Annotated in this window: 6 protein-coding genes and 2 pseudogenes; 2 read left to right on the top strand and 6 right to left on the bottom strand. The window is 73.2% G+C overall.

Annotation, left to right across the window (positions count from 1 at the left end; all coding sequences use genetic code 11):
- Positions 1–355 (top strand): hypothetical protein (locus AB0F10_RS42000; RefSeq protein ID WP_360639122.1); only part of this gene is annotated, 355 nt, incomplete at its 5' end.
- The gene (locus AB0F10_RS41995; protein WP_360639119.1) at positions 352–1380 is read left to right on the top strand and encodes a hypothetical protein; all 1029 of its coding nucleotides are present in this window, start codon (positions 352–354) and stop codon (positions 1378–1380) included. The genes AB0F10_RS42000 and AB0F10_RS41995, both read left to right, overlap by 4 nt.
- Positions 1381–1543: 163 nt before the next feature.
- Here AB0F10_RS41995 and AB0F10_RS41990 read toward each other — a convergent pair.
- The 6 genes and pseudogenes from AB0F10_RS41990 to ptsP all read right to left on the bottom strand — a co-directional run.
- Positions 1544–2254: pseudogene (locus AB0F10_RS41990) on the bottom strand (M28 family peptidase); the annotation flags it as partial.
- 84 nt (positions 2255–2338) lie between these two features.
- Positions 2339–2770 (bottom strand): annotated as a pseudogene (locus AB0F10_RS41985) (PA domain-containing protein); the annotation flags it as partial.
- A gap of 431 nt (positions 2771–3201) precedes the next feature.
- Positions 3202–4635, bottom strand: coding sequence for an RICIN domain-containing protein (locus tag AB0F10_RS41980; protein ID WP_360639116.1), 1434 nt, complete (start codon positions 4633–4635; stop codon positions 3202–3204).
- Between the two features lie 100 nt (positions 4636–4735).
- Positions 4736–6340, bottom strand: coding sequence for a caspase family protein (locus AB0F10_RS41975; RefSeq protein ID WP_360639114.1), 1605 nt, complete (start codon positions 6338–6340; stop codon positions 4736–4738).
- Positions 6337–6711: a hypothetical protein gene (locus AB0F10_RS41970; protein WP_360639125.1), complete on the bottom strand. Its 375-nt coding sequence runs from the start codon at positions 6709–6711 to the stop codon at positions 6337–6339. The genes AB0F10_RS41975 and AB0F10_RS41970 overlap by 4 nt, the downstream gene beginning before the upstream one ends.
- Before the next feature lie 200 nt (positions 6712–6911).
- Positions 6912–9047: phosphoenolpyruvate--protein phosphotransferase (gene ptsP, locus AB0F10_RS41965; protein WP_360639111.1), on the bottom strand; the 2136-nt coding region annotated here is incomplete at its 5' end.

The following is a 9047-nucleotide window of genomic DNA, read 5'->3' as shown; positions in this document are numbered from 1 at the left end:
GGCCGCCGACCCGGTCGTCGTCACGCCCGCGGGGCTCGCCCGGCGCGGTGCCGCCCTCGTGGTCGTGCAGGGCTGCGCCCACCCCGACCGGTCGACCACCGATCCGGTACGCGACATCGAGGCGCTGCGGTTCGCGGTGCGCTGCATGGACGCCGGCGTACGCGCCCTGCTGCTGGTGCCGGCGCTGCCCGAGACCGCCGAGCCCACGATCGCCCGGCACGTCGCGGCGCTGGCCGCCCGGCCCGCCGCCCCGAGCCACCCGGACCTCGTCGCCCTCGCCGCCGACGTGCGGGAGGGGCTGGGCCGGGACCCCGGACACGTCGTGTTGTTCCTGAGCGAGGGAGAGAACAGTTGAGCGCCGTACAGAGGATGACCGACCGGGCCCGCCGCTGGTGGGGAACGGAGTCGGAGCATCTGGTCCACCACTTCATCGCCGCACCCGCGGCGGCGCAGCCCGTCACCCGCGACAGCTACCTGCGGCTCTGGCTCACCGACATGTTCCTCGCCGAGGCGCGCCGGCACGCCGCCGACGTGTTCCCGGCGCTGCGGGCGTCGGTGACGCTGTCGTACGCCGGCGGCTTCGGCGCCACGAAGTCGACGATCCTGCAGTCGCCGCCCGGGCAGGAGGCGCCCGGGCCGCGCTCCGGGAGCCTGACCGGCTGGCTGCCGTACGCGGGCGGCACCGTCGCCGTGCAGGCCTGCCTGTACTCGGTGAAGTCCGACGACGCGCTGCGGCTCGCGCTGGACATCGTCGGCGGCTTCGCGTCCCTGGTCGCGCCGTCGGTGTCGGCGCTGGCGGGGATCGGCGAACAGGTCGCGGCCGGCATCGACAGGATCGAGTCCGCGATCGAGGACGCCGGTGAGAGCCCGGTTCTGCTGGTGGACAAGGAGTACGCGGGCGCCGGCGCCACCGTTGACCGGCTGGCACCCGGACACCTCGTCGTGATCAATACCCCGGCCCGCGACTTCGACGTGGACAAGCTCGACCTGGGCCCCGGCGGCCTGCGGTACCGCGGCGCCCCGCTCGACGGCGTCGACTACCTGCTGATCGAGATCCAGTCGGTCCGCGAACGCGACGACTGGGCGTTCCCCGAGCTCGACGAGCTGCTGCGCGCGGCCAAGGAGGCGCAGCTGCGCCACGAGACCAACCGCTTCGAGCGGCTGCGCGACGAACTGCTCGTCCGCATCTACACCTCGCCGGATTTGACGCCGGCCGACCAGCGCCGGGTGGCCACCGCCATGCGGGCAGAACTGGACGACGCCGCGCTGGGCGCGGCCGCCCGCGACGAGGTCGTCTCGATCGCGGGCCTGGTCGGCCGCCGGGGCCTGCCACCGGCGGAGGCGGTGGTCAACCTGACCCTGCCGGAGCTGCTGAGCTGACCGGGTGCCGCGGCCTCCCGCGCGGGTGGCCCCGGGTTCGTCACGGGACCCAGTCGCCCTGTGCGGTCCGCGCGACCGCCGGGGCGGCCGCCGACCGCGCCGGCGCCGCCGCAGTGCGCGGCGGGATCGACGAGGTGTCGTACGCGAACGTGGCGACCGCCGTGGCCACCGCGTCGGCGTTCTTGTCGACGGCGAACGTGTTGATGTTGCCGAACAGCCGGTACTGCCTGCGGAGCTGGGCGTAGACCGCGGCGTCGGCGCCGTCACGCTCGGGGGTCAGGCTGTCGCAGGCCTCGTGGTAGCACGGGTCGTACGGCTGGCCCGCGATGCCGCCCCAGAGCGCGACGTCCGCCGCGGTCTTCTTGACCTCGGCCCCGGTGAACAGGCCGCCGGCCGGGATGCCGGTCGCGATGAACGGCCCGTAGTCGGAGCGGCCGGTGAAGTCCGACGGCGCGGTGGCCTGGTGCTGGGCGGCGAAGTAGGCCTGGAAGACCGCCTCGATCTGCGCCGAGCCGGCCGGCCCGGGCCCGGCGCCCTCGGCCGCCGAGTCGTCGCCGTCGTACACGCCGAAGGTGTAGTTGGGCGAGCCGATCATGTCGAAGTTCAGGTAGAGGGCGATCTTGGCGTGGTCGGCCTCGCTGAGGCTGTTCACGTAGAACGTCGATCCGACGAGGTTGGCCTCCTCGGCGCCCCACCAGGCGAACCGGACCTTGTTCCTGGTCTTGAAGTCGCGCATCTGCAGCGCGACCTCGAGGATGCCGGCGCTGCCGGAGCCGTTGTCGTTGATGCCGGGCCCGCCGGGCACGGAGTCGAGGTGGGCGCCGGCCATCACGACCTCGTCGGGGTCGCCGTAGCGCGACTCGGCGATGACGTTCTCGGTGCTGCGCACCTCGGCGATGGTCTCGGTCGTGATGGTCACGTCGAGGCCCGGGGTGCCGGCGAACGCGACGCCCTGCGGGTACGAGACGGAGATGGCGGGGATGCCGACCGGGGTGCCCAGCGTGCCGAGGAACAGGTCCTGGCGATCCGGACCGGTCGTGTTGCCCTGGTTCATGATGATCACCCCGGTCGCGCCGGCGGCCTCGGCGTTCGCCGCCTTCTGGCCGAACGGGCACGTGCCGCGCTGCACCAGCGCGATGTTGCCGGCCACGCCGGTGAAATCGCTCGCCTCGCAGCCCGAGGTGCTGGTGTTCGGCGTCGTCAGTTGCAGGTCGACGGGCACGACCGTGCCGGTCGCCGTGCCGTCGCCGGAGCAGTCCAGCACGTCGTAGTCCACCTGATCCACATAGGTGGTCGGTGCGGGCGCGTTCTGCGCGAACGACGAGCCGGTGTCCTCACAGAAGTTGAACTGGAACGGCTGGCGGGTGACGTGATACCCGGCCAGGCGCATCAGCGTCGCCACATAGTCCGCGCTGCGGCCGAACCCCGGCGTGCCGGACGCCCGGGTGCCGCCGCTGTGCGCGGCGATCACCTGCAGGGCCGTGAGGTGGCGCAGCACGCCGGCCAGGGTGACCGATCTGGTGAGTTGCCTGACTCGGTTGTCGCTGGACGTCGCCTGCGCGGGGCCGGCGACGACGAACGTCCCCAGCAGCACCGCCACGGCGGCCAGGCCGCCGAGACGTCGTCGTGACGAGCGAGACACCACGATGTGTTCTCCCCTCCGGAGACGATGGTTCCGACATCCAGCAACATAGATACGTCACGGAACGCAGGTAAGGGGTCACACGGCCCTCCGGGTCCGTCCGGTTCGGACCCTCGGCACGACCGACCGTCTCGTCTGCCGCAACTCCCACCGAACGGTCGCAAACCGATCGAGAAGCCTCAAACCGTACGGGTGAGCCACTGCTGATTGGCGCCCGTGCCGCAGGCGTACTGGATGAGCCGGACGCCGTCGGCCGTGCCGCCGCCGATGACGTCGAGGCACCGGCCGCTGTGGCGGGCCACGAACCGCTGATAGCCGCCGCCGGCGTCCTGGAGCTGCCACTGCTGGTTGGTGCCCGCGCCGCAGGCGAACTGCACGACCCGGGCGTTGTCGGCGGTGGACCCGCCCGCCACGTCCAGGCACTTGCCGCTGTGCCGGGCCTCGAGCTGCACGTAGCCGTTGCCCAGGTCGACGCGGCGCCACTGCTGGTTGAACCCGGCGCCGCAGGCGTACTGGATGGTCTCGGCGTTGTCGGCGGTCGACGCGCCCACCACGTCCAGGCACTTTCCGGAGTGCCGCGCGACCACGTTGACGTAGCTGCCCGGCGGCCCGCTCACGGTGCCGGCCGCCGCGTCGATGACCAGCGACGGGAAGTAGTCCATCGCCATGGTGGTGCTGCTCGGGAAGCGCAGCGGCAGCCAGACGTAGCGGGAGTCGTTCACCGTGCCGCCGATGGAGTTGCCCCAACGGTCACCCAGATACAAATACGAGGTGGCCGACGTCCCGGCGATCGGCAGCACGTACGCGGTCTGCGACCCGTAGGCGGTCGCGTCGCCGGCGTTGCGCCAGGCGCTCCAGGTGCCGGTGATCGAGGTGGCCGACGAGTACTTCTGCTGGTTGGGACTCCAGCCGGTGGCGCCGGAGGTCAGCATGAAGTAGACGCCGTTGCGCTTGAACAGCGCCGGTGCCTCCCGGACGTCGCCGGGCCAGCTGCGGACCAGGGCGGCGACGCCGGTGTAGTCGGCGGTCAGCCGGTAGACGTTCAGGTCGGCGTTCTCGTTGGCCGCCGAGACCATGTAGCCGGTGCCGTCGTCGTCGACGAAGGTGGTGATGTCCCGCGACATGTACGTGCCCAGCGGCCGGAAGCTGCCCCGGTAGGAGTAGGCGCCGTCCACGGTGCTCGACACCGCCACCGCGGCCCGGGCCTGCCCGTAGTCGGTCGCGGTCTCCTTGTGCATCCACATGACGAACTGCCCGGTGGCGGCGTTGTAGATCACCTTGGGACGCTCGATGTTGGCGGACGCCAGCTCGCCCGCGGACGCGCTGGTGAGCACGTGGTTGCGGAACTCCCAGGTACGCAGGTCGGTGGAGCGGTACGCGGAGACGTACCGGAAGGTGTTGTCGGCGTTGCGGTTCTCGCCGAACCAGTAGTAATAGCCGCCGACCTTGATCACGCCGCCGCCGTGCGCGTGCACGACCGCGCCCGTGGTGTCGGTGAACTGGGTCGCGTTGGTGACGGTCACGGCGGCGGCCCCGGCGGGCGCGCCGGTGAGGGCGAGGACCGTGGCGCTCGCCACGAGGGCGGCGAGCAACGCCGCGACCCGGACACCCATGGGAACCCCTTTTCGGGCCAGAAACTCACGCCGGTCTATGTGAACGTTAACACAGATTGCCCGCGAGTTTCCCGCGTGTCAACAACCGGGCGGCGCACGCTCACCGCTGGTATTCGTAGATGCGGGACGCCGCGACCGGCGCCAGCGCGGCCGGGGTGTCGCGGAAGTCGGGCGGGGAGGAGCCCAGCAGCGCCCGTCCCCGACTCGTGCTCACCACGATGAGCGCCAGTTGCATCCGCTTCCTGGAGTCCTTCTTGCCGATCGGCACGGTCGCGCACTCGCTGCCCTCGCCGACGGTCGTGCACCGGTAGAACGACCACCTGCCGGGCTCCTCACGCACCATCGCGATGACCTGGTCGCCGTCGGGCGCGGCCTTCGACACCTTCACGGTGTATCGGCTCCTGGTCAGGCTCCCCTCGTCCGGGGAGGTGACCTGCAGGTCCGGGTCCACGAGACGCTGCCGATCGACGAATTCGACCACCTCACGCCCGCCGTAGAAAAGGGAGACGACCAGCGCGGTGGCCATCGTCAGGCGGCGCACGCGTTTCGCGGTGAGCCGGCGGCGCAGCATCCCGAGCACGTTCCGGGGAAATGGCGGCGGCGCCTCGATGAAACCGCCGGTGCGGTTCTGGGTGTATGGAAAATCGGGCAGGTACTTGGCGAGGAACAGCTTGCAGGTGCCGGCGCCCGCCCAGCTCGCCTCGAAGATCGTCGGCACCTCCTTGATCAGGAGGGCGGCGGCCGCCTCGATCGGCAGCAGGGGCTGTTCCCCCAGGGCGGCGCGGACCAGCCGGCGGGACTTGTCGATGTCCCGCCGGCCCGCCCGCACCGAGGCCCGCCGGCGCGGGGGTTGCGCGGCCGGCTGCGGCGCCGCGGGTTTCCGTTTGGCCGCCGGCGGCGCGGCCGGCTGCGCCGCCGGTTTCGCCGGGGGCGTGGCCTTCTTCTTCTTGGCGGGGGACTGCTTCGCGGCGCTGTTCGGCGCCAGGACGATCCGGTTGCCGTCGTTGCGGCTGCGCCGCTGCGGCGTCGGCAGGTTCTGCGCCCGGAGGTCGAGCATCACCTGGTCGTACACGGTGTCCATGTCGAGCATGGCCGGGCCGCCGGGCACCCCGCGTCGGACCGCCTTGACGAGCGCGCCGGTGAAGGCGGTGTAGCGGGCACCGCCCGGTGCCATGGCGACCGCCTGCTCGCCGCTCGCCGTCATGATGTAGGCCCCGTCGGTGACAGCCAGGTCGGCGACCGACGTCCCCGCGCCCATGAACCCGGTCATCGCCAGGCCCGAGTGGCACGAGTCGATCAGAACGACCTTGGCCGAACAGCCCGCCGCGGTCTGCACCACCTCGCGGCGGATCGCCGCGAACGCCAGGGCGTCGTGCATCCGGTCCAGGGCGCTGTTCGACAGCGCGAGGTGCAGTTCCCCGCCGCCGTCGTCGAGCAGCCCGTGACCGGCGAAGTAGACGAGCAACGCCGACCGGGCCTCCCGGGCCGCGGCGTGGACCTTCTGCAGGACCGCGCTCGCCGACGGCGGGTTGAGAATCTTGACGCAGTTCGCGGGCGGCAGCCGCCACCCGCCGGCCGAGGTCAGCAGCTCGTGCAGCGTCTCGACGTTGTTGGCGACGGCGGGCAGGGATTCGAGGTAGCGGTACTTGGACACGCCGATCACCACCGCCCTCGATCCGGCCGGATCGGGCAGCCGCAACGTCACGACTTCGGTCGCCGCGGCCGCCGCTGCGTGGCCGCGGGAGCGCCGCCCGACCACGCGGTCAGAAACTCGGTGAGCGCCTCCCCGGTGACGGCGTCGCGCGCGGCGACGGTGAGCCGCGCCCCGTCCGGCCGGGTGATCGTGAAGTCGACGCGGTCCCGCCGGGTCTGCCGCCAGCCGGCGAACGCGAACGCCAGCTGGCCCAGGCCCACGGCCGTGGAGGCGACCGCCGCGACCGTGTCGACCGCGCCCATGGCCTCGCGGTCTCTCCCGGTGGGCGCCGCCACCTCCACGCATCGAACGAGGTCGCGGTCCGATCGGAGCCAGCGGTAAATGGAGTGGATCTCGACATCCCGATCCGCTGCGAACGTCACTTTCACCAGGAACTCCTGCGGCAATCGACCGGTAACCCGGCCCGTGTCTGAATGACGTTCATATTGTGGCGCGACCCGCAATTCTTTTGCCGTCCGCGGCAAAGGCCGCCGAATGGCTCCATTGGCAGCCGCGCCAATTCGTATTGCCGGATGAAATTAGCAATCGTCATGACCGGAGCGGAACTAAACGATCTCGCTTCCTAGTGTCGAGAACCTGACATGCCCGGCGTTGAACCCAGCTCGTCCGCCAGCAGGGCGCGCACGGCCGCGGCGTCCGCGAGATCCAGTGCCCGCGCCGAGGCCGCGGCGGCACGGGCGAGCCGGGTGGCGCGGACGGCCTCCTTGACCACCGGCACCGACCGCGGCGCCACGCTCAGCTCCCGCACGCCGAGCCCGGTCAGCAGGGGCACCGCCGCCTCGTCCCCGGCCAGCTCGCCGCAGACCGCGACGCAGACCCCGCGCCCGGCGCCCCGGCACACCGCCTCGATCAGCCGGAGCACCCCGGGATCGGCGCCGTCGGACAGCGCCGCGAGCGCGGCGTTGCCACGCTCGGCGGCCAGCGCGTACTGGGCCAGGTCGTTGGTCCCGATGCTGACGAAGTCGACGTGCGGCGCGAACGCGGCGGTCTTCAGCGCCGCCGCCGGGACCTCGATCATGATTCCGACCCGCAGGCCGGACGGCGGGCCACCGCCGGCGCGCGCGACGGCGTCGTCGAGCATCCGGCGCGCGCACAGCACCTCGTGCACGGTGCTGACCATGGGAAACATGACGCTGACCGGCACCTCGTACGCCAGCCGGACGATCGCCAGCAGCTGTTCACCGAACAGTGCCGGATGCTCGAGCGAATGCCGGATGCCGCGTACGCCCAGGAACGGGTTGTCCTCGGCGGCCGCCGGCACGTACGGCAGGGGCTTGTCGCCGCCGACGTCGAGGGTGCGTACGGTGATCCGCCGCCCGCCGAGCGCCTCCGCGATCTCGGTGTAGACGGCCAGCTGCTCGTCCGCGTCCGGCGCCGCGTCGCGGCCGAGGAACAGGAATTCGGTGCGCACGAGTCCCGCCAGGTCGGCGCCGTGCTCGGCGGCGGCGCGCGCGTCCGCCGGCGACCCCACGTTCGCGCCGACGGCGACGGGCACGCCGTCGAGGGTCACGGCCGGCGCCCCGGCGCGGGCCCGCGCGCGTTCGCGGCGCGACGCCTGCTCGGCGGCCCGGGCCCGGAACGCCGCCAGCACCGGCTCGTCCGGCGCCACGACGACCTCACCGGTGCCGCCGTCCAGGGCGACCGGCGTGCCGGCGGGAATCCCGAGCACCGCCGGGCCCAGGCCGACCACCGTGGGGACCCCGCGGGCGCGGGCGAGGATCGCGCCGTGCGACGTCGGGCTCCCGTACGCGAGCAGCACCCCCGCCACCCGCCCGGGATCGAGGCCGGCCGCCTCGGCCGGGGTGAGCTCGGCGGCGATCAGCACGCCGGAGCCCGGCGGCGCCGCGGTGGATTCGCCGAGCAGGGCCCGCAGCACCTGCGCGGCGACCGCGCGGACGTCGCCCGCCCGGGCGCTGAGGTATTCGTCGGCCAGCGCGGCGAACTCGGCGGCGATCCGTTCCGTCGCCGCCGACCAGGCCTGCGGGGCGCCGGCGCCGCCGGAGATCCGGGAGCGCACGTCGGCGAGCAGGTCGGCGTCGTCGAGCAGCATCAGGTGCGCGTCGAAGATCTCCGCCTGGGCGTCCCCGGCGTCGCGGGCCGTGCCGGCGCGGAGCCGGTGCAGGTCCCGCCGGACCGTGGCCAGGGCCCCCTCGATCCGGCGCCACTCCGGCGCCGTGCCCTGCGATGCGACGTCGGGGATGCGGGGTGCGTCCGCCTGGGGGTGCCAGGCGGGGCCGATCCCGATCCCCGGCGACGCCGCCCGTCCCGGATGGATCGGCGCGACCGCGGCCGCGCCGGCGGGGCCCGGCTCCGCGCCCGCGGCGGCGGAATCGCCGTCCCGGGCGGCGGTCGCCCGATCCGGGGCGGCGGGCTCCCCGGCGTCCGCCTCGTCGAAGGCGCGGGCGGCGAGCGCCACGACCCCGTCGACGGCCTGCCGCGCCTGCGCACCCGACGCGCGCACCTCGATCTCGTGTCCGCGCAGCGCGCCGAGGGTCGCGACCCGGGAGAGGCTGGACGCGGGCACCCACGGCGATCCGGTGCCGCGGTTGCGGAGCTCCACCCGGGCGTCGTACTCCCGGACCCGCGCGACGAGCCGCGCGGCCGGGCGGGCGTGCAGGCCGTGCCGGTTGGTCACCGTGATCGTGGCGGACGGCCCGGCCCGATCGCCGGTGCCGGCGAGCGGTTCCGCGACGGCGGC

The organism is Actinoplanes sp. NPDC026623, assembly GCF_040638275.1.
In the GTDB taxonomy this organism is placed as follows: Bacteria; Actinomycetota; Actinomycetes; order Mycobacteriales; family Micromonosporaceae; genus Actinoplanes.
The sequence above is the reverse complement of the archived record's forward strand: the minus strand, read 5'-3'. Positions and strand labels throughout refer to the sequence as shown.

Excerpts from the sequence above, each read along its gene's own strand:
- AB0F10_RS41980 (WP_360639116.1), bottom strand. The coding sequence starts at position 4,635 with ATGGGTGTCCGGGTCGCGGCGTTGCTCGCCGCCCTCGTGGCGAGCGCC.